Raw genomic sequence first — 20,946 nt, 5'->3', positions numbered from 1 at the left:
CATCGAGGCCATTGTCGGCACTTTCAGAAACTCTTGTGCGTTTCACGTCGCTGAGTCGGTAGCACCCAACTGTGCAGCAACATGGGCGGCGAAGGTCGGGTCATCGTGGATGCGGGCGACGACGTCGTCGGCGATCTTGTTTACATCAAGAGGCCCGTCTGGGCCGTCATACTCCACCGACTGCGCGGGCCACTGGAAATCGACCCGCGGGGTGTAAGCGCTCTCTCCGTCGTCGCCGTAGGCGGTGAGGACATGATCAAAGACAAGCCGCACCTTCGAGGAGAAGATGTCAAGCGTGTAGGGTGTCTCAGGCAACTCTTGGTCCAGAACTCGTCGGATCGTGCTATCGACGTCATTCATCACGTCGACCTTGCGTCGCCAGTCTTGGACTAGTTTGTCATGGAGATGTTCCAGCAACTTCTTTGCGCTGGCCTTCACCGTGTCGCGCTCGTCGTCGGTGAGCACCGGATCGGGCTGGGTCAGCAGGTCAAAGATCGCTAGCTCTTCCTCGGTCATTCCCTCACGAGCCGACCGTTCTTCCTCCTCGGTCAGGTTCTGCGACAGCTCGATCAAGCGCCGCAGGTACTCGTCGATGTTCACGCTGCCGGAGTTGTAGTCGTCGATCAGCTGCTCGATCCGCTCGACGAGTTCGTACCGGGTGGGGTTGCGCGTCGCCGAGGCGATGGCCTGTTGGCGTAGCAGTTGCGCCAGTCGGTCCGTCTCGGCTCGCTTGCGACCAGCGAGCTTGGCCGACAGACCTTCGAAGTCGATCTGTGACAGATCGATGAGCGGATCGGGCTTGGTCCCCTCGGCAGCGGTTCGGATGACATATTCCTCGGCACCTACGGAGCGGTCGAGCAGTGCGTCCACCGCATCCGTGACCGAACCGAGGTCCGCCTCGGCCGGCCGTGTGACCTCCGCGATGCGCTCGGCGAGCACCCTGATCGCTGCGACGTTGCGTTGCTGCGCAGCAGCCTTGGGGTCGGGCAGGAGGGCCTTGAAGAGCTTCCGCACCTGGCGTGCCTTCTGCTGGAAGTCGGTGCGTGTGCCCTCGTCGACGAGTAGCGCCTCGACAGCTGCGTCGCGCTTGGCGACGTGGTCGAATCCTTCGGCGTCGCGCATCGCAGCAAGGTCGACTCCGACGCCGGTGCAGAAGGCGAACAGGTCGGCCACGGCAGCGTCCAGCTCGGCGGCGAGGGCGTCGATAATTTCGATCGGTGAGTCGCCGGCGTTCGCGGCCCCGTAGATCGCCAACGCCTTCTCCAGGTTCCGGAAGACACCGACGTAGTCGACGATCAACCCGTTGTCCTTCTCCGGGAAGACCCGGTTGGCCCTGGCGATCGTCTGCATCAACGTATGATTACGCATCGGTCGGTCGAGGTAGACCGTCGAGACACTGGGCGCGTCGAAGCCGGTCATCCACATCGCGCAGACGAACACGAGCCGCAGCGGGTCCTGGGCGTCCTTAAACTTCTCGGCCAGGTCCTCGCGGATCATCCGCTCGCGGTGCGGTCGGATGTCGAGGCCCTGTTCGTCAAGCATCTTCAGCTCGTTCTGGCTCTGCGAGACCACGACCGCCATGTCGGTGGTCTCCATGAGCTCGATCCGCGATGCCAGCCACGGACGCTCGAGCTCTGGCAACGCGTCATGCTCCGCCTTCAGGTCAGCCAGATGCTCGGTCCAGGCTTCTCGGACGAGGTTGTACATCCGCACGGCTGCGGCCTTGTCGAGCCCGACGTACATCGCCTTGCCGGTGAAGCCCCGGCCGACGAAGTGGGTCACGAGGTCCTTGGCGATCGTCTTCAGGCGCTCAGGACGTGTCAGCAGCGTGTATTGCGTACCGAACGCCCGAGCGAGCTGGCCCTCGGCGTCCTCGTCGAGCTCGGCCTCCTCGAGGAGTTCGTTGAGTTCCTCGGAGAAATTCTCGTTGACCAGCTGCAGCTCGGGAATGCGGTTCTCGTAGTACAACGGGACCGTCGCGCCGTCCTCGATCGCGTCGCGGAAGTTGTAGACGCTGACGTAGTCACCGAACTGCTCGCGCGTGGCCTGCTCCTCACCGGCGATCAGCGGTGTGCCGGTGAAGCCCATCATCGAGGCGTTCGGTAGCGCAGTGCGCATGTTCAGGGCGAGTGTGTCGTACTGGCTTCGGTGCGCCTCGTCGGTGATGACGATGACATCCGAACGGGTTGAGAGAACCGGCATCTGCCGCTCCCCCAACGCCTTCGAGGGCTGGAACTTGTGGATCAACGTGAACACGTACCGGTGGTCAGCCGCCAGCAGCTCACGCAGGTGCGCCACGGAGTCTGCGTGCACCCTGGCCTCGGGCGAGATCGCCCCGGCGTCGGCGAACTCCCCGTGGAGCTGAGTGTCGAGCTCGGTGCGGTCGGTGACCATGACAAACGTCCACCTGCCCGGCACCCGTCGCAGCACCTTCTGGCTGAACCACAGCATCGACAGCGACTTGCCCGAGCCCTGGGTATGCCAGAAGACTCCCAGGCGCTTGTCCTGCTCAGCACGCGCCCGGTGCAGGTTCTCGATCGCGGCGTTGACTCCGAGGAACTGGTGGGATCGCGCGAGAACCTTGATCAGGCCACCGGGCCGCTCCATGTACGCGACGAAGTTCTCTAGTAGGTCTAGCAGAACGGACGGGTCGCAGGTACCTCGAAGCGCAGTCTCCAGGGCGACCGCACCGCGGGTGCCGTGGGCGTCGATGACCTTCCAGTCGTTGAAGAACTCCCACGGTGCGTAAGTTGACCCAACCTTCGCCTGGCTTCCATTGGACAGCAACACGAAGCAGTTAGGGATGAATAGCTGCGGGATGGTGTCGCGGTAGTCGGTCAAGTTGTTGTCGTAGGCCGCCTTGACCGACTCGTTGGGCTCCTTGAACTCCATCAGCACTAGCGGTACCCCGTTGACGAACAGCGCCAGATCCAGCCGCCGGCTGTGCAGGTTGCCCTTGACCCACATCTGCTGCACCGCCAGCAAGTCATTGTTCGATGAATCCTTGAAGTCGAGGAACCGTAAGGTCTCAATCTGCTTCATGCCCTGGTCGTCAGTCCACTCCGCCAGATAGCCGTCACGCAGCAGGTCATGGACTTCCCGATTGGCGCGGACCCGGTCCATGGCTGTGCGGTCCTTCGTCAGCACCTCGATCGCCTCGTTGATAGCGATATCGGGCACGTATTCAGAGTTGATCTTGCGCATAGCAAGCCGCAGCCGGTGAACGAGCACGACATCACGTTGGGAGTCGCGCCCCAGGCTGCCCTCGGGTCCCAAGATCTCCTGGAAGGCGTCGACCGGAGTCCAGCCGAGCTCCGCCAGAAGCTCGATGCTCGGCTTCTCGACGTACCGGTACTCAGGACCCGTGGGAGTCATTACGCCACCTTCTCCGCGATCAGCGTGTCCAGGTTGAGCGACGACACGTCGATCTGCCCTGTCACGAGTTGGGGTAGCAGTAGATCGCGAATCGCTCCGAGTCGACTAGAGTGCTCCTCCAGTTTAGTTATGAGCGAATGGAGCAAGCCGACTTCACGACCAAATAAATGGGCTAGAGACGGTGGAGTCATCACCATTCTGATGTCCGCAAAAGTAGACTTGTTGATAATTGGTGTAGCCGATCCGGAAGCCATTCCTCTGATCCTCTCAGATGCGTGACTCAAGGCCTCATAAACATAAGACTCGGATGTTACCGAGTGATCAACGACAACTGAGTTCACCTGTTGGTTCGTCACCAACGGCTTAACAGCGAGGGTAACCTTGCCGATCGATCCGATAGATGAGAAGCAAACGGCACCCGCTGGCAGGAGTCGCGATTTGACACTAGCAACGCCAGCGTCTGAGAGATGCCGCGCGGGTCGGGCGTATAAGCGCCGCCATCCCATTTCGGTTGGGGTCAGGAATGGCGTATCATGTGCCTCCCCCCAGTAGCGTGGTTGCTTAGTCGACGGTGTAGCGCCAGTTACAATTCGACCAAAGGAACCGACTCGACCGACATGCCATCCCTCAGGGATTGGACCGAGAGCGGAGTCGACCATGGGCACATCGCCGTGGCCGGGGTAGCGGAACTTCACGAACCATTCTCGGTAAATGGCCCGCGCCATCTCCTCCAGCACCTCGACCCTCCGGCGGTTGTTCTCGATCAGATCGTCAAAAGCCTCCAGCACGTTGGCGATTGCTGTCTGCGTCGCTCGCGGCGGCAACCATAACGGCAGCGACCCAATCAGAGTGGGACTAATGTTGGGCTGGGCAGTTCCATAAGCGATCGCTTCCATCATGGATTTGATGCAAGGGTCTTGGAGCGCATATGCAATATAGCGAATTTCCGCTGCATCGGGGTCAACGAGCACAATTCGCCCAACCCGCTGATTCAGCAGGAGATGTTCATCGGTGCGAACAACACCGACCGAGCCGATCTCACCGCTCATGGTTACCAACACATCGCCGCGATAAAGCCGGTAGCGCGAGGCTGTGACTGCAACCTCGTCAGATACGTAGGAGCAGCCTTCGAGTTTGACCCGCCCAGCCCTTACATTCTGGATCTTAATGACCGGAACGCCGTCACCTCGCCAGTCGCGGCTCTTGAATGCAAAACCAGATTGCACCTTCGCAACGTCACTTAACTTACCCATATCGCCACTCATAGTTCGAGGATCCCTTGAACGGCCGCGTCGACCTTGGATCGCAGCACGTCGGCCTCGTCACTTAGCGCCGTGAACTCCTCGTACAACGCAGCGAGATCGCCCATGAAATCGACATCGCTCTCGTCGACGGCAGCAGTGCCGGTATAGCGGCCCGGGTTGAGGCTCCAACCTTGAGCTTCGATCTCAGCTCGAGTGGCGACCTTGCACAGGCCGCCGACATCAACGTACTTGCCATCAGGAAAGTTCTCCTTGAGTAGGACATCGCTGCCATCCACGGACTCAACGTCCTCGCCGCGGTAGAGCCGCACGATGTTGGCCAGGAACTCAATCTGCTCGGGCGTGAAGTCACGATGGGCGCGATCGATCTGATGGAAGATGTGCCGGGCGTCGATGAACAACACCGTGTCCTCGCGCGGCGTCCCGACCTTGGCCTTGTCGAGGAACCACAGCGTCACCGGCAAGGTGACTGTGTAGAAGAAGTTGGGGCTGATGCCAACAATCACGTCGACGGTTCCCGACTCGACCAGCTGCTTGCGGATCTCCTTCTCGGAGTGGCCAGCATCACCGGCCGAGTTGGCCATGACGAAGCCCGCACGGCCCTTGGGTGACAGCGCAGCATAGAACTGTTGGATCCACAGGAAGTTGCCGTTATCGGCCCTGGGAAGCCCAAACGGGAAGCGCTTGTCACCAGCGAGCTGATCCTTCTTGATTTTGTCGACGTTGAAGGGAGGGTTGGCCATCACGTAGTCGAATGCGCCGACCGCGCCATGCGGGTCTTCGTAGTAGCTGTTGGCCTGGCGAATATCCCCGGAGAGCCCATGCAGCGCAAGGTTCATCTTGGCCAGCGGGACGGTGTCCTCGGTCTTCTCCGTCCCGAAGACAGAGAGCTGGCGGCTGGCCGATTCGTGATGCCGCTCGACGAATTTGGCGCACTGGACGAACATGCCGCCCGACCCACACGCGGGGTCGAAGACTCGTCCTTGGAACGGCTGGAGGATCTCGACGATGAGTCGGACGATGGAGTATGGCGTGAAGTACTCGCCACCGCCCTTGCCCTCCTGCGCGGCGAAGTTGGAGAGAAAGTCCTCATAGATGAAGCCGAAGGCATCGCCCTCGAGCTGGGCGGGCAGCGGCGCGAAGAGTCGAAGCAACTCGATCAGTGTCGAACGCTCAAGCTTCTGGTAGCCGCGGGGCAGGATGTCCTTGAGCTCAGGGTTGGCCTCCTCGATAGCCTTGATCGCCTCGTCGGTGGCTTTCCCGATATCGGCACCTTCGGGCAGGTCGACAAGGTGGGAGAGGCGAGCCTCATCGGGGACGTACAGCACCGACTTCGCCTTGTAGTCCGCGGCCGTCGCAGGGTTACGTGTACTGGACTTGGCCTCGACCTCCCCCCGCACGGTCTCGAAACGGTTCTCGGCGTACGCGAGGAACACCAGTCCGAGGACCGGGTCGCGGTATTGGACGGGTGTTAGCTTGGAGTTCGCGCGCAGCTCGTCCGCGGCGCTCCACAGCGTCGAGCGAACCTTGGCGAGATCAGTTGTCTTCATTTCTTGCTCCCAGACGGAATCCCTGTACGGAACTCGACGACATCGCCGTCGTGCATGATGTAGTCCTTGCCCTCCTGGCGGACCTTACCCTTGGCCTTCGCCTCGGCCATGGAGCCGGCCTCGACGAGGTCGTCGAAGGAGACGATTTCGGCCTTGATGAAGCCGCGCTCGAAGTCGGTGTGGATCACGCCGGCGGCCTGCGGGGCGGTGGCGCCCTTCGGGATCGTCCAGGCGCGGGACTCCTTCGGACCGGCGGTCAGGTAGGTCTGCAGGCCCAGGGTGCGGAAACCGGCGCGGGCCAAGGAGTTCAGGCCCGGCTCGGTCTGGCCGATCTCGGCGAGCAGCTCGGCGCGCGACTCCTCGTCGAGCTCCAGCAGGTCAGACTCGGCCTTGGCGTCGAGGAACACGCAGTCGGCGGGCTCGACGGCCGACGCCAGCTCAGCGCGCTTGTCCTCGTCGGCCAGCACCTCCTCGTCGGCGTTGAACACGTAGAGGAACGGCTTGGCGGTGAGCAGGTGCAGCTCGCGCAGCGCCGCCATGTTGACGTCGCCCTTGGCGGCGAAGAGGGTGCGGCCCTCCTCGAGCACGGCGAGCGCGTTCTTGACGGCCTCGACCTCGCCGGCCTTCTCCTTGTCCTTCTTCGCTTCCTTCTCCAGGCGCGGGATGGCCTTCTCGATGGTCTGGATGTCGGCGAGGATCAGCTCGGTTTCGATGACGCCGATGTCGCTGGCGGGGTCGACCTTGCCGTCGACGTGCACGACGTCATCGTCGGCGAAGACGCGGACGACCTGGCAGATCGCGTCGGCTTCGCGGATGTTGGCCAGGAACTTGTTGCCCAGGCCCTCGCCCTCCGACGCGCCCTTGACGATGCCGGCGATGTCCACGAAGGACACCGTCGCGGGCAGGATCCGCTCGGAGCCGAAGATCTCGGCGAGCTTCTCCAGCCGCGGGTCCGGCAGCTCGACCACGCCGACGTTGGGCTCGATGGTGGCGAACGGGTAGTTCGCGGCGAGCACGTCATTGCGGGTCAGCGCATTGAACAGGGTTGACTTGCCGACGTTGGGCAGACCGACGATTCCAAGAGTAAGGCTCACGGCCACCATCCTACGGCCCCGCTTTCGCTTTACGACGATCCGGTCCCCGTGCTTCACCGGAGCCGTTGCGGCGACGTCGGAGGCGGATGATCACGATAGCGAACTAACACTGTGATGGGGATTGCATTTCAACCAAGTAAACAATATGATGAAGCCACCCGATCAGGCCCCGGACCTTAAAGGGGACTGATAAATTCTTCATCATCTTTCCCCTGCCAATGGAGACCAACACCATGAGCACCAAGACCGCCGGCACCACCGGCACCAAACCGGGACGGGAGGTGTTTTCGACCCGCGCCGCCTTCCTCTTCGCGGCGATCGGCTCGGCCGTGGGCCTCGGAAACATCTGGCGTTTCCCGTACGTCGCCTACGAATCCGGCGGCGGCGCCTTCCTTATCCCCTATCTCGTCGCACTGCTGACGGCGGGCATCCCCCTCCTCTTCCTCGACTACGCGCTGGGCCACCGCTTCCGCGGTTCCGCCCCGAAGGTTTTCCGCCGCATCAAGCCCTGGGCCGAGCCGCTCGGCTGGATCCAGGTCGGCGTGGCCTTCTTCATCACCATCTACTACTCGGTGATCATCGCCTGGGCCTTCATGTATTCGTGGAAGTCCATCGGCAAGGTCTGGGGCGACGACCCCGACGCCCACTTCAACAACGACTTCCTCCAGGTCGACGCCACCGCGGTGACCTCGCTGGACTTCGTGTGGCCCATCGCCATCGTCCTGTTGCTGGTGTGGGTCGGCGTCCTCGCGGTGCTCGCGCTGGGCGTGGACAAGGGCATCGGCCGCACCTCCCTGATCTTCATCCCGCTGCTCGCGGTCCTGTTCATCGCCCTCGTGATCTACGCGTTGACCCTCGACGGCGCCGCGGCCGGGCTCGACGCATTCTTCACCCCGAACTGGGAGGCGCTCGGCGACTCCTCGGTGTGGATCGCCGCCTACGGACAGATCTTCTTCTCGCTGTCCGTGGCCTTCGGCATCATGCTGACCTACGCGTCCTACCTGAAGCCGCGCTCCAACCTGTCCAGCTCCGCGCTGGTCACCGCCTTCGCCAACTCCTCCTTCGAGGTCCTGGCCGGCATCGGCGTCTTCGCCACCCTCGGCTTCATGGCCACCCAGGCCGGCGTCGGCGTCGGCGACGTCGTCTCCGGCGGCATCGGCCTCGCCTTCGTCGCCTTCCCGTCGGTCATCTCGCAAATGCCCGACGTCGTCGGCCCGATCTTCGGCGTCCTGTTCTTCCTGTCACTGGCCATCGCCGGCTTCACGTCGCTGATGTCGCTGCTCGAGGTCGTCATTTCGGCCGTGCAGGACAAGCTCAACCTGGCCCGCGTCCCGGCGACCCTGGGCATCGGCGGACTGATGGCCGTGCTGGCCCTGATCCTGTTCCCGACCACGTCGGGCCTGGTGACCCTGGACATCATGGACAAGTTCACCAACAACATCGGGATCGTGGGCGTCGCCTTGATCAGCATCGTCGTCCTCGATTGGATCATGCGCCGCATGGACGAGTTCGGCCTGCACCTCAACGCCGTGTCCTCGTTCAAGGTCGGCACGCTGTGGCGCATCTTCGTCGTCAACGTCACGCCCATCATCCTGGGCATGATCCTGTTCAACGAGGTCCGCGGACTGCTCACCGAAAACTACGGCGACTACTCCGACACCCAGATCAACGTCTTCGGCTGGGGCGTCATCGGCGTCATCTTCTTCGGCTCGCTGGTGCTCACGGTCCTGCCGTGGCGCGGCCGCCACTCGCTCAGCGGCCCGCCCGGCACCGACTTCGGCGTCACGCCCGCGTCGCGCCAGCGCACCCACCTCCCCCGCAAGGCCTCCACCGGCGATCCCATCGCCGCCGAGGACGCGCACACCGGTGCGCCAACCACCACCGCCGTCGCGGACTCCCCCGCCGGCCGCGGATCCACCGCGGCATCCGCCGCGAACACCGACTACCGGGAGGAGTAGACCATGTCCGGAATCGCGATCGTCATGATGGCGCTGTTCATCCTGATCATCTGGGGAGGATTCATCCTCGCCGTCATCAACCTGACCCGCCACCCCGATGACACGTCGGGCGAACTGGCCGACGCCCCCCACGCCGCCAACGAAGTGCTCGCCGCACACGAAGAGCAGTAGGCGTCGCAAAGCAACGACCCCGAATTCACCCCGCCGCGAACCACGTGGCGGGGTGAATTTCGCTCAACGACGGAATGAACCTCCGGGATGATTCCGCCATTGATGGGGGAATTGCCCCATAATGGCGATGTGAGCAAAGACGACGAAACGCGCGGCGGATTTTCCATCCGCGACGACCGCGACATGATCGACGAGGTCATGGGTGCCGAACCCATGCGCGCCGACCAGGCGCTGTCCGTGCCCGAAGACGACCACCGACGAGCCGCGGCGACTCCCCCGCTGAAGGAAGACGGCGCGGAACTCGACGAACTCCTGCAGGAGTCGGGGGGCGAGTCGATCGACCGCGCCGACGTCATCGGCGAAGGCACCCGGTGGTTCGCCGGCTGGTGCCTGCGCTTCCTCATCGTCTGCGCCGCCCTGTTCGTGGCGTTCACCGCCCTGGGAAAGGTGTGGGCGGGACTGCTGCCGGTGCTGCTGGCGCTCATCGTCGCCACGGTCCTCGGCCCGCCCGCCGCGTTTCTCATCCGCCACAAGTGGCCGGCCGCCCTGGCCGCGCTGATTTCCCTGCTCGGCGCGATCGGCATCGTCAGCGGCGTCATCGCGCTGATCGCCCCGACCGTCCGCTCCCAGCTGCCGCACCTGAAGGAACAGTTCACCAGCGGCATCGTGGAACTGCAGTCGGTGCTGCAGGGCCCGCCGTTCAACGTCGAGGACGAGCAGCTGCTCGACCTGCTCGACCAGGCCACCAACTGGATGCAGGAAAGTTCCGGCGACATCGCCAACACCGTTTTCCAGGGCATCAGCGTCGTCGGCAGCGTCACCGTCACCCTCGTGGTGATGCTCGTGCTGACCTTCTTCTTCATCAAGGACGGCCGCCACTTCCTGCCCTGGCTGCGCTCCATCACGGGCCGCCGCCTGGGCTGGCACCTCACCGAGGTCTTGACCCGTTCGTGGGACACCCTCGGCGGATTCATCCGCACGCAGGCACTGGTGTCGTTCATCGACGCCGTGTTCATCGGCCTGGGCCTGTGGCTCCTGGACGTGCCGCTGGCGCTGGTGCTGGCCGTGATCACGTTCTTCGCCGGCTTCATCCCGATCGTCGGTGCGTTCACCGCCGGCTTCATCGCCGTCGTCGTCGCACTGGTCGCCAACGGCATGACCACCGCGATCCTGGCGCTGGTGCTCATCGTCGTGGTCCAGCAGGTCGAAAGCAACATCCTGTCCCCGATGCTGCAGTCGAAGGCCATGAACCTGCACGCCGCCATTGTCCTGCTGTCCGTGACCCTCGGCGGCACGATATTCGGCATCATCGGCGCGTTCCTGGCCGTCCCGGTCGCCGCGATGATCGCCGTGTGGCTGCGCTACCTCGGCGACCTGACCGACCTGCGCACGGGCGACAAGACCGCGGCTGACATCAAGTTCGCCACAGAGGCCGGGTCGATTTCGGGCCTGCAGACCGAGGCCGCCGGCCGCGCCATGCGAGATCGCCTCACCGCACTGCGCCTGGGCGGCGGCAAGAACACCGACCCGAAGAAGGGCGCGAACCACACCGCCGAGGCCGATTCCGTCGCCGCCTCCACCGCGGCCCCGACGACGACCGCCGCCGCGAACGACCCGCTGGCGAGCTCCGACGATGCGGGCGTGACCACGACCGCGTTCGGCCGGATCTCCAGCGCGGTGACGGGCCGCTTCCGCAAGCGCTGACCGGCGCGACACACCGCAGTTCGGGGCCGCGCATTCGGCTCCGCGCCGCCGCCAGGCGGTAAGGTCGGGAAACGTGTCCGACTCCGCAGCCTCAGCCCACCCGAACGCCTCACGCCGTTCCGGGCCCCGGCGGCTCCCCATGTGGGCGCCGCCGTTGCTGTTCGTGCTGGCCGCGGCCGTGGGCACCGTCGCGGCGCTGCCCACGGGCAGCATCGGTCTTCCGTATCTGATCGCCTTCGCGGCCGCCGCCATCGTCGGCACGTCGTTGGTCGATCCCCGTGGCCTGGTGGTCACGGTGGCGCAGCAGCCGCTGATGTTCACCGCGTTCACACCGATCGTGGCGTGGTTGATCGCGTCGTGGTCCGATCCGTCGGTGGGCGGCGCGTTGGAGACCACCCCGACGAAAACGCGCCTGATCACCGCCGCGTACCCGATCGTCCAGTATTTCCCGTGGATGGCGCTGATCTCGCTGGTCTGCGCGGCGATCGCGATTTGGCGTTACCTGGACATCACGCGGGTCAACGCGAAGACGGACAAGGAAACGCGCCGCGACAAGGCCCGGCTGCAGAAGGCCGACGAGACCACCACGGTGTCCGCCACCCGTGCCCGGAAGCGGGTCGCGGAGTCGGATGCGCGGGTGCGGCATTCGCGGGGCAAGGATGCTTCACGACGGCCCGCGTCCGAGATCATCCAGGCCGCCGAAGAAAGGCGCCGCCGCGCGGCGGAGCGTGCGCGTGCCGCCCAGGAAGCCCGCCGGGCCGTGGAGGCCGACCGTGCCTCGACGCGCGATGACGCCCGCCCCGAGCGGCCGCCGGTGCAGGGTCCGGAGCGCGCTCCGCGCCGCCGCGATCCCCGTGCCGAGCAGCGCATGATGGAGCAGCGGGCCGCCGCCGGGCGCCCGTCGCCGCGCCGGGATGAGACCCGACTGGCGGATGATCGCCGCGACGATCCGCGTGCGCGCCGCCACCAGGAGATGCGCCGCCGGGAGGAGCTCCAGCGGCAGGACCCGCGCCGTGGCCGCGACGCCCGCGATCCCCGTGATGCCCGCGACTTCCGCGAGGCCGACCGCAACGCCGGCGATGGCCGCCGCCGCAGGGAGATCCGCTTCGACGAGCCCCGGTCGGACCGCAGGGGCGACCGCCGCGACGATGTCCGCGGCACCGATCCTCGCCGGCGGGATGCACGCCGGGACGACCTTCGCAGGGAGGATCCGCGGCGCGATGAGCGTCGTGAAGCCCCGCGCCGCCGGCCCGTCCAGGAATGGCCGCCGCGCCACGAACGGCCGCGCCACTCGTCGCGCGACGACCGCCGCCGCGACTGACGCGACCGGCACCTTCCATCGCCGTCCCTCCCGGTCCCCGACCCGAAGCCCCGCACCCCGCACACGAAAAAACCCCGGGATCACTTCTGATCCCGGGGTTCGCGCGTAATGGCCGGCGCTACCGCTGGACGCGGGCCTCGCGGAGCTCGCGCGGCAGGGAGAACACGATCTTCTCGCTGGCGGTGCGGACTTCCTTCACCTCGGCGTAGCCGCGCTCGGCCAGGTAATCCAGGACACCCTTGACCAGGATCTCCGGCACGGAGGCACCGGAGGTCAGCCCGACGGTGGTGACGCCGTCGAACCACTCCTCCTGGATCTGGTGCGCGTAGTCGACCAGGTGCGAATCGCGGGCGCCGGCCTGCAGCGCCACCTCGACCAGCCGCTTGGAGTTCGAGGAGTTCTGCGAACCCACCACGATCACCAGGTCGCACTCCGGGGCCAGCGCCTTCACGGCGACCTGACGGTTCTGGGTGGCGTAGCAAATGTCGTCGCTCGGCGGATCCTCGACGTGGGGGAACTTCTTCTTCAGCAGGTCGACCATCTCCAGCGTCTCGTCGACCGACAGAGTCGTCTGAGACAGCCACACCAGCTTTTCCTCGGGGCCGAAGTCGAGGGCCTCGATGGACGCGGCGCCATCGACAAGATGAACGCGATCCGGGGCCTCGCCGGCGGTGCCCTCCACCTCCTCGTGGCCCTCGTGCCCGATGAGCAGGATCTGGTAGCCGTCGCGGGCGAAGCGCTTGACCTCGTTGTGGACCTTGGTCACCAGCGGGCACGTCGCATCGAAGGTGTGCAGATCCAGGGTCCGGGCCTGGCGGTGCACCTCCGGGGACACGCCATGGGCGGAGAACACCAGGTTGGCGCCGTGGGGCACCTCGTCGGTCTCGTCGACGAAGATGACGCCCTGGTCCTCGAAGGTCTCGACCACGAACTTGTTGTGCACGATCTCCTTGCGCACGTACAGCGGGGCCCCGTGCATGGCCAGGGCCTTTTCCACGGTCTCTACGGCGCGGTCGACGCCGGCGCAGTACCCGCGCGGGGCGGCCAGCAGCACCTTCTTCTCGGCGGCGGTTGCGTCGGTTGAGGTAGTCGTCATGCGCCCCACCCTAGCCAATGGCACCTACAATCGACACCAGCCGACCCCGTACCGTCTTGCAGGAGTGTTGACATGCCCGCACCGTTGCCCATCCGCCTCGCGGCGGGCATCGCCGCCACCACCGTCGAGGAAGCTTTCCGCCTCCCCTACCGGCTGCGCAGGCTGCCGGGCCAGGTGGCGGGTTCCGCGTTCACGTCCGCCGCCGGCACCGCGATGCGCGCCCGGCAGAACGTCACCGATCTGGTGGCGCGCGGCGACATGGTGCTGGAGGAGTTGTCCACCCCGGTCGAGGAGCAGCCCGCGTGGGCGACGTTCGACGAAGACGGGGACCCCGACACCGCCGCCGCCCGGTCCGCGGCATCCGCCTCCGCTGCGGCCGCAGGTGCCGCGGGCGAGCTGCACACCCCGGCCCAGGTGGCCGGGGAGGTCGGATACGCCGACATGGACGCGGAGGATCTGGAGGATCTGATCCCGATGCTCGACGCCGCCCAGTTGTCCGCGCTGAGCCGCCACGAGCGCGATCTCGGCGACCGCCCGGCGTTTCGCACGCTGCTCGACAACGCCCTGCGCGGCTGACGGGCCGGGAGCGGGATGTCGAAGCTGAGCACCACGCCGGAGGCCCCGGTCCAGGTCCGCCGTCTCAATCAGATGGTGAAGGACTGGATCGAGCAGCTGGGCCAGATCTGGGTGGAGGGCGAGATCGCGCAGATCAGCTCGAAGCCCACGTGGAAGCTGTCGTATCTGACGTTGCGCGACACGCAGGCCGACGCGTCGGTGTCGGTGACGTGTTCCACGGCCTCGCTGCGGGCGCATCCGCTGAACACCGGCGATCGCGTGGTCATGTTGGGCAAGCCGGCGTTCTACGCGGGCCGCGGGTCGTTTTCCCTGTGGGCCACGCAGTGGCGGCCGGTGGGCGTCGGCGAGCTGCTGGCGCGCATCGAGCGGTTGCGGGTGGCCCTGGCCGCGGAGGGGCTTTTCGACGCCCGCCTCAAGCGGCCGCTGCCCTTTTTGCCGCGCCGCATCGGCCTGATCACCGGCCGCGGGTCGGCCGCCGAGCGCGACGTGCTGTCGGTGTCGCAGGCCCGCTGGCCGGAGGTGGATTTCCAGGTGGTCAACACCATCGTCCAGGGGGCGAAGGCGGTCTCCGAGATCATCCCGGCGCTGGAGTCGCTGGACGCGGACCCGACCATCGACGTGATCATCATCGCCCGCGGCGGCGGTTCCGTGGAGGATCTGCTTCCCTTCTCCGACGAGGCCCTGGTCCGCGCGGTCAGCCGCGCCACCACCCCGGTGGTCTCGGCCATCGGCCACGAGCCCGACAATCCGTTGCTCGACCACGTCGCGGATCTGCGGGCGGCCACCCCCACCGACGCCGCCAAACGCGTGGTGCCGGACGTCGCGGAGGAGCGCCGTCGCATCCGGGATCTGCGGGACCGCTCCGCGGCTGCTTTGCGACGCTGGGTGGACCGCGAGTCGCGGATCGTTTCGGACCTGCGCTCGCGCCCGGTGCTGTCGGATCCGATGACCCCCATCCGGGCGCGGGCCGAGGACATCGGCCGTGGCCGGGACCGGTTGCGCGGCGCCATTTCGCGGCGCCTGGAGCGCGAGGAGTCGATGGTGGCGGGATTGCGCGGCAAGGTGTCGGCGCTGGGTCCCGCGGCGACGCTGGCCCGCGGGTACTCCGTGGTGCAGGTCCAGCCGCGCGATGGTTCGGGCGATCAGGTGGTCACCACCATCGAGCAGTCGCCGCCGGGTTCGCAGTTGCGCATCCGCGTGGCCGACGGTTCGATCACGGCGGCGGCCATGGGCGTCAAGCCGGCGGACTGACCGACAAGAACTTCACGACGACGAGTCGAAGATACGACGAGCAGGAAAGACAGCGGAGGAACGCAGATGAGCCAGGACGTTTTCGGAGCGGGCGACGGGCGGGCGGCCGAACAGACGCCGGTCGAGGAACTCGGTTACGAGGAAGCACGCGACGAGCTGGTGGAGACCGTGAAGCTTCTCGAGCTGGGCCAGATGGGCCTGGATGATTCCCTGGCGCTGTGGGAGCGCGGCGAAGCACTGGCCCGCCGGTGCGAGGAGCACCTGGCCGGGGCGAAGGCCAAGGTCGAGGCGGCGCTGTCGCGCGGCACCGACGGCGCCGGCGACGGCAATGGTGCCGGTGCCGGTGCCGACGACTGAGCCGAGAGCCGACCCGCCGAAAGCCGGAGACGGCGCGGGCCGGCTCTCGGGCTAGTTGGTCCGCTTCTCCAGGATCGGCGCGTCCTGCATCGCCTTCGCGAGGGTGCGGTACTCCTCGTCGTTGGCCGAGCCCTCCAGGAGGATGCGCACGTCGCCGAGGTCGGCGACCCAGGTGCGGCGGGTGTTGGGGTCGACGCCTTCCTTCTTCACCCACGTCACGCCATCGACGTCGACGGTGCCGTCGCTGATGCGGGCCTTGCCGTCGGCCGGCAGATCATCGGCCGGGGCGCTGGTCTGCAGGGCGTGGACGTAGTCGCCGTTGGCGGTGACGAACCCGAGGATCGTCGTGATGTGCTCCCCCGCCATGCCGGCGCGCACCGAATTCGGCTGCCAGCCTTCCGGCGACGCCGGCTCGCGGACCGGGTAGTCGGCGCGCTGGGTTTCCATTCGCAGGAACGCCGACGAATCGACCTCGCGGACGGGGCCGTTGTCCGGCGTTCCCGGGTTGAAACTGCACAACCCGGTGAACCCGACGGTCAAGATCATGGCGAGGCCCAAGACCACGAGCGTCATGGTCATGTCGCGGCCATCCTGCAGAATCCTGGGCTTCTCCGATTTCACGCGGTCAAGTATGCCATTCGGGCCCTCCGACGCCGTCATCCGGTTGCGCGCCGGTGGCGAGGAGGCCGGGACGTCGTCAAGCGAAAGCGCGCCAGCCGGGGCAATGGGGCCCGACTACCCCCGAACACGACTGCCTCGGCCGCCGTCCCTTCCGAAAAAGTGGAACACTTGGGGGGAGCCCATGTGGGGCGCGTCCCGCATGGCCGTCGGCCCCGGAAACCGGGCCGGCGAACCCTCGCGCGCCGATCAAACACGCTTCATCATCTACGACGGAGGCCATCCGAACATGACTGCTCTCAATCCCGAAATCCCCGACCGCAACCTGGCGATGGAGCTCGTCCGCGTCACCGAGTCCGCGGCACTGGCCGCCGGCCAGTGGGTCGGTCGCGGTCAGAAGGAGAAGGGCGACGGCGCCGCAGTCGACGCGATGCGCAAGCTCATCAACACCGTGACCATGAACGGCGTGGTCGTGATCGGCGAGGGCGAGAAGGACGAGGCCCCGATGCTGTTCAACGGCGAGAAGGTCGGCAACGGCGAGGGCCCGGAGGTCGACATCGCCGTCGACCCGATCGACGGCACGACCCTGATGGCCGAGGGCCGCCCGAACTCCATCGCCGTGCTGGCCGCCGCCGAGCGCGGCTCGATGTACGACCCCTCCGCCGTGTTCTACATGGACAAGATCGCCGTCGGCCCCGAGGCCGCGGGCAAGATCGACATCGAGGCGCCGGTCGACCACAACATCAAGGCCGTCGCCAAGGCCAAGGGCCTGCGCAAGGAAGACGTCACCGTGATGGTGCTCGACCGCCCGCGCCACGCGGACCTGATCCGCGACATCCGCGAGTCCGGCGCGAAGATCCGCCTCATCGGCGACGGTGACGTCGCCGGTGCCGTGGCCGCCGCGCAGAGCACCAACTCCGTCGACATCATGATGGGCGTCGGCGGCACGCCGGAGGGCGTCATCACCGCCTGCGCCATGAAGTGCATGGGCGGCGAGATCCAGGGCAAGCTGCACCCGCGCGACGAGGCCGAGATCCAGAAGGCCCTCGACGCCGGCCTGGTGCTCGACACCGTCCTGACCACCGATGACCTGGTGCGCTCCGACAACTGCTACTTCGTCGCCACCGGCGTCACCAACGGCGACATGCTGCGCGGCGTGGCCTACCGCGGCAAGGGCGCCTGGACCCGTTCGCTGGTCATGCGCTCGAAGTCCGGGACGGTCCGCAACATCGAGGCGTGGCACTCGCTGGAGAAGCTGCGCCAGTTCTCCTCCGTGGACTACGGCAAGGACGGCTTCCCGGACATGGACCTGTAAAGACGGGCCCGCAAGGGACTGCGAGCAGGACGACGCAGAACACCGTTCGGCGGCCCGGGCAATGGCCCGGGGCGCCGCCCAGAGCTTCGCAACCGGCCGTGGTGGCCCGGTCGCGGGGATCACACGCACCCGCCGGGGGTGGGGATCGCCACAGGCCCGGCGGGTGCGTCATACTTGGGGGTGGAATCCATCCACCTTTCACACCTCAGATGGACCCGAGACGAAAGAGGAATTTATGACCGAGCAGCAGTACCGCATCGAGCACGACACCATGGGCGAGGTCAAGGTGCCCGTCGACGCCCTGTGGCGTGCGCAGACCCAGCGTGCCGTCGAGAACTTCCCGATCTCCGGCCGTGGCCTCGAGTCCCAGCAGATCCGTGCGATGGGCCTGCTCAAGGCGGCGTGCGCGATCGTGAACAAGGACCGCGGCCTCCTCCCGGGCGAGCAGGCCGACGCCATCGTCGCCGCCGCCAAGGAGATCGCCGAGGGCAAGCACGACACCGAGTTCCCGATCGACGTCTTCCAGACCGGCTCGGGCACCTCGTCGAACATGAACACCAACGAGGTCATCGCGTCGATCGCGAAGGCCAACGGCGTCGAGGTCCACCCGAACGACCACGTCAACATGGGCCAGTCGTCCAACGACACCTTCCCGACGGCGACCCACGTCGCCGCCACCGAGGCCGCCGTCAACGACCTGATCCCGGGCCTGAAGGTCCTGCAGGAGTCGCTGGCCAAGAAGTCCGCCGAGTGGAAGTCCGTGGTCAAGTCCGGCCGCACCCACCTGATGGACGCCGTCCCGGTCACCCTGGGCCAGGAGTTCGGCGGCTACGCCCGCCAGATCGAGCTGGGCATCGAGCGCATCGAGGCCACCGTCGCCCGCCTGGGCGAGCTCCCCATCGGCGGCACCGCGGTCGGCACCGGCCTGAACACCCCGGCCGATTTCGGCGGCAAGGTCACCGACGAGCTGAAGAAGCTCACCGGCGTCGAGCAGCTGACCGAGGCGAAGAACCACTTCGAGGCGCAGGCCAACCGCGACGCGCTGGTCGAGTTCTCCGGCGCCATGCGCGTCGTCGCCGTGTCGCTGTACAAGATCGCCAACGACATCCGCCTGATGGGCTCCGGCCCGCTGACCGGCCTGGGCGAGATCCGCCTGCCGGACCTGCAGCCGGGTTCGTCGATCATGCCGGGCAAGGTCAACCCGGTTCTGTGCGAGACCGCCACGCAGGTGTCCGCGCAGGTCATCGGCAACGACGCCGCGGTCGCCTTCGCCGGCACCCAGGGCCAGTTCGAGCTGAACGTGTTCATCCCGGTCATGGCCCGCAACGTGCTGGAGTCCTCGCGTCTGCTGGCCAACACCGCCCGCGTGTTCGCCGAGAAGCTGGTCGACGGCATCGAGCCGAACGAGGAGCACATGAAGAACCTCGCGGAGTCCTCGCCGTCCATCGTGACGCCGCTGAACTCGGCGATCGGCTACGAGAACGCCGCCAAGGTGGCCAAGACCGCCCTCAAGGAGGGCAAGACCATCCGCCAGACCGTCATCGACATGGGCTTCGTCGACGGCGAGAAGCTGACGGAGGAGGAGCTGGACAAGCGCCTCGACGTGCTGGCCATGGCCAACACCGATCGCGACTAGCCTCCGCTTTTCGGCCGCCCGTCGGCCGAGTCGCTTCACGCGCCGCGCCCCGTCCCAGGTTTTTCCGGGGGCGGGGCGCGGTGCTTTGCGTATCGTCGTTCACCAATGGGCCAGTGTCGATCCGGCCCCGGTCGTGGCCATCGGCGCGGCCGGCACGAACCACGAAAGGACGCTCCCATGGCCTTCCGCCCCCTCGCCCCGTCCACCGCCAGGTTTTCCCATCTGGTGTTCCAGCCGCACGAGCGGGTGTTCGCGTGGTTCGAGCGGCCCGGCGCGGTGGCGCGGCTGACTCCGGGGCTGCTGCCGATGACGCCGGTCGTGGAAGCCGAGAACCTCCGCGACGGCATGACGGTGTTCGACATGCCGGCCCGCGCCGGGTGGGAGGCCCGCCACGATCCCGAGGAGTACGTCCGCGGCCACCGCTTCGCCGACTACGTCGCCAATCAACCCTGGCGCGGCGCACTGGGCTGGCGGCACGTCCACACCTTCGAGGATGTCCGCGGCCCAGGCGAGGATCGCCCGGCGTGGTGGACGAACGTCGTCGACGAGGTGACCTCCCGCGTGCCCGAACGGGCCCTGTCGGGCGTCTTCGCCTACCGCGGCGCCGTCCTCGACGGCGACCTCGCCGCGCTGGACCGCCTGACCGGCCGACTGGGCGACGGGTTCGCCCCGAAGACCATCGCCGTCACGGGCGCCTCGGGCACGGTCGGCTCGGCGCTGTCGGGGCTGCTGTCGACGGCCGGCCATGACGTCGTCAAGCTCATTCGCCCCGCGAACGGCACCGCGAAGCACCCGCCGCAACCCGGTGCCCGCGTCTGGGACCCGGACAATCCCGCACCGGACCTTCTCGACGGCATCGATGTGCTCATCCACCTCGCCGGCGCGCCGATCGCCGGGCGTTTCACCGACAAGCACCTGGCGAAGGTCCGCGATTCCCGCGTCGGCCCGAGCCGGAAGCTCGCCGAGCTCGTTGCTGCGTCGCGGGTCGAGGCGGTCGTGTCGGCGTCGGCGGTCGGGTACTACGGGGCGGATCGGGGCACGGAGCTTCTCGACGAATCGGCGCCCCCGGGGTCCGGCCCGCTCGCCGACATCGTCCGGGACTGGGAAGCGGCGTGGGCCCCGGCGCGGGAGGCCGGCATCCGGGTCACGTGCGTGCGCACCGGGCTGGTGCAGGCCGGCGGCGGCGGGCTGTTGCCGATCCTGGCCGGCATCACGTCCACGGGTCTGGGCGGCAGGCTCGGCGGCGGCGGGCAGTGGTTCCCGTGGATCGCGCTGGACGACCTGCTCGACGTCTACCACCGCGCCGCCGTCGATCCGGCTCTGGAGGGGGCGGTCAACGCGGTCGCGCCGGGTGGCGTCGACAATGCCGAGTACACGCGGACGCTGGCGAGGGTGCTCCGGCGCCCGGCCGCGATCCCCGTGCCGAAGGTCGCCCCCTCGCTGGTGCTGGGCGGTCGCGGCGCCGAGGAGCTGGCCTTCGCCAACCAGCGGGCGATCCCCGCCGCGTTGCAGGCGGCGGGCCATGAATTCCGCTTCCCGGACCTGGAAAAGGCGCTCCGCCACGAGCTGCTGCGGGCGGGCTGAGCGCCACCTCCGACGGCGTCGCCGTCCCGTCGCCGAGCCTCGCGGCGGGCCGACGATCGCAAGCATGCCGACATGACG

Annotated in this window: 16 protein-coding genes; 10 read left to right on the top strand and 6 right to left on the bottom strand. The window is 66.9% G+C overall.

Going from position 1 to position 20,946, the window contains the following annotated elements; translation table 11 throughout:
• Positions 1-42: 42 nt before the first annotated feature.
• Genes CX1_RS01155 through ychF form a run of 4 tightly spaced genes read right to left on the bottom strand, consistent with a single transcriptional unit; the run spans position 43 to position 7,281 of the window.
• The gene (locus CX1_RS01155) at positions 43-3,375 is read right to left on the bottom strand and encodes a type I restriction endonuclease subunit R (RefSeq protein WP_060925151.1); all 3,333 of its coding nucleotides are present in this window, start codon (positions 3,373-3,375) and stop codon (positions 43-45) included.
• Positions 3,375-4,640 (bottom strand): restriction endonuclease subunit S, encoded by a 1,266-nt coding sequence (locus CX1_RS11895; RefSeq protein WP_082718962.1) that lies wholly within the window; start codon positions 4,638-4,640, stop codon positions 3,375-3,377. The genes CX1_RS01155 and CX1_RS11895 overlap by 1 nt, the downstream gene beginning before the upstream one ends.
• On the bottom strand, positions 4,637-6,187 hold the full coding sequence (locus CX1_RS01150) for a type I restriction-modification system subunit M (protein WP_046649508.1): 1,551 nt from the start codon (positions 6,185-6,187) through the stop codon (positions 4,637-4,639). Before CX1_RS01150 ends, CX1_RS11895 begins: the two co-directional genes overlap by 4 nt.
• The gene (gene ychF, locus CX1_RS01145; RefSeq protein ID WP_046649529.1) at positions 6,184-7,281 is read right to left on the bottom strand and encodes a redox-regulated ATPase YchF; all 1,098 of its coding nucleotides are present in this window, start codon (positions 7,279-7,281) and stop codon (positions 6,184-6,186) included. The genes CX1_RS01150 and ychF overlap by 4 nt, the downstream gene beginning before the upstream one ends.
• 233 nt (positions 7,282-7,514) lie before the next feature.
• On the opposite strand from ychF, the gene CX1_RS01140 reads away from it, so the two are divergent.
• The 4 genes from CX1_RS01140 to CX1_RS01130 all read left to right on the top strand — a co-directional run bounded on the left by CX1_RS01140 (position 7,515) and on the right by CX1_RS01130 (position 12,435).
• Positions 7,515-9,239, top strand: coding sequence for a sodium-dependent transporter (locus CX1_RS01140; protein ID WP_082719043.1), 1,725 nt, complete (start codon positions 7,515-7,517; stop codon positions 9,237-9,239).
• 3 nt (positions 9,240-9,242) lie between these two features.
• Entirely contained in the window at positions 9,243-9,410 is a 168-nt protein-coding gene (gene metS / locus CX1_RS11890) for a methionine/alanine import NSS transporter subunit MetS (RefSeq protein ID WP_046649509.1), read from the top strand.
• Between the two features lie 183 nt (positions 9,411-9,593).
• Positions 9,594-11,114 carry an AI-2E family transporter gene (locus CX1_RS01135; RefSeq protein ID WP_371440213.1) on the top strand — a complete coding sequence of 507 codons (1,521 nt, stop codon included), beginning with the start codon at positions 9,594-9,596 and terminating at the stop codon, positions 11,112-11,114.
• Positions 11,115-11,187: 73 nt separating this feature from the next.
• Complete coding sequence (locus CX1_RS01130) at positions 11,188-12,435, top strand: DUF6542 domain-containing protein (RefSeq protein WP_146780773.1); 1,248 nt, start codon at positions 11,188-11,190, stop codon at positions 12,433-12,435.
• Between the two features lie 118 nt (positions 12,436-12,553).
• On the opposite strand, the gene CX1_RS01125 is transcribed toward CX1_RS01130, so the two are convergent.
• Positions 12,554-13,531, bottom strand: a complete 978-nt coding sequence (locus CX1_RS01125) for a 4-hydroxy-3-methylbut-2-enyl diphosphate reductase (protein ID WP_046650723.1) — start codon at positions 13,529-13,531, stop codon at positions 12,554-12,556.
• A gap of 72 nt (positions 13,532-13,603) precedes the next feature.
• Between CX1_RS01125 and CX1_RS01120 the strand changes: the two genes are divergently transcribed.
• The 3 genes from CX1_RS01120 (at position 13,604) to CX1_RS01110 (ending at position 15,715) form a co-directional block, all read left to right on the top strand.
• Entirely contained in the window at positions 13,604-14,107 is a 504-nt protein-coding gene (locus CX1_RS01120; protein WP_052753252.1) for a hypothetical protein, read from the top strand.
• Between the two features lie 15 nt (positions 14,108-14,122).
• Positions 14,123-15,358, top strand: a complete 1,236-nt coding sequence (gene xseA / locus CX1_RS01115; protein WP_046650722.1) for an exodeoxyribonuclease VII large subunit — start codon at positions 14,123-14,125, stop codon at positions 15,356-15,358.
• Between the two features lie 66 nt (positions 15,359-15,424).
• On the top strand, positions 15,425-15,715 hold the full coding sequence (locus tag CX1_RS01110; RefSeq protein WP_046650721.1) for an exodeoxyribonuclease VII small subunit: 291 nt from the start codon (positions 15,425-15,427) through the stop codon (positions 15,713-15,715).
• 51 nt (positions 15,716-15,766) lie between these two features.
• Here the strand turns inward: CX1_RS01110 and CX1_RS01105 are convergent, their stop codons facing one another.
• Positions 15,767-16,336: a DUF4245 domain-containing protein gene (locus CX1_RS01105; RefSeq protein WP_082718961.1), complete on the bottom strand. Its 570-nt coding sequence runs from the start codon at positions 16,334-16,336 to the stop codon at positions 15,767-15,769.
• A gap of 286 nt (positions 16,337-16,622) precedes the next feature.
• Here CX1_RS01105 and glpX point away from each other — a divergent pair, with 286 nt between their 5' ends.
• The 3 genes from glpX to CX1_RS01090 all read left to right on the top strand — a co-directional run bounded on the left by glpX (position 16,623) and on the right by CX1_RS01090 (position 20,868).
• Positions 16,623-17,648, top strand: coding sequence for a class II fructose-bisphosphatase (gene glpX, locus CX1_RS01100; protein ID WP_046650740.1), 1,026 nt, complete (start codon positions 16,623-16,625; stop codon positions 17,646-17,648).
• A 235-nt stretch (positions 17,649-17,883) separates the two neighbouring features.
• The gene (locus tag CX1_RS01095) at positions 17,884-19,284 is read left to right on the top strand and encodes a class II fumarate hydratase (protein WP_046650718.1); all 1,401 of its coding nucleotides are present in this window, start codon (positions 17,884-17,886) and stop codon (positions 19,282-19,284) included.
• Between the two features lie 177 nt (positions 19,285-19,461).
• The gene (locus CX1_RS01090; protein ID WP_060925149.1) at positions 19,462-20,868 is read left to right on the top strand and encodes a TIGR01777 family oxidoreductase; all 1,407 of its coding nucleotides are present in this window, start codon (positions 19,462-19,464) and stop codon (positions 20,866-20,868) included.
• Positions 20,869-20,946: the final 78 nt, after the last annotated feature.

Source organism: Corynebacterium xerosis NBRC 16721 = ATCC 373 (genome assembly GCF_001552415.1).
In the GTDB taxonomy this organism is placed as follows: Bacteria; Actinomycetota; Actinomycetes; order Mycobacteriales; family Mycobacteriaceae; genus Corynebacterium; species Corynebacterium xerosis.
This window is presented reverse-complemented; position numbering and strand designations above follow the sequence as displayed.